Annotated in this window: 1 protein-coding gene; it reads right to left on the bottom strand. The window is 54.8% G+C overall.

Features of this window, described 5'->3' with window-relative positions; all coding sequences use genetic code 11:
* Positions 1–283: lipase family protein (locus tag KDM89_RS21990; RefSeq protein ID WP_230428028.1), on the bottom strand; the 283-nt coding region annotated here is incomplete at both ends.

Genomic DNA, 283 nt, shown 5'->3' on the forward strand with positions numbered 1-283 from the left:
GATTTCTGGAAGCTAGTCGTCAGCATAGGTGTAAATATAGTGCCGCCCGCATTAGGGGCACCACCAAATACAGCATCACCCAACATCGCCAGCGCATACGGGCCGGACATACCAGCCAAGGCACTGACTTTGAATTCAGAAGCATAGGTTGTTTGCATCGCGCGTTGGGTTGCCATCGCAACGTGACCACCTTGCGAATAGCCAGTCAGTACCAGCTTGCCGGAGTCTTGCGCACCAATCACCGGGAACGCCTTGCGTGCAGCACGCAGGGAATCGACCATAT

Origin of the sequence: Cognatundibacterium luofuense (assembly GCF_018139685.1) — a bacterium.
GTDB classification, from domain to species: Bacteria; Pseudomonadota; Gammaproteobacteria; order Burkholderiales; family Burkholderiaceae_D; genus Undibacterium; species Undibacterium luofuense.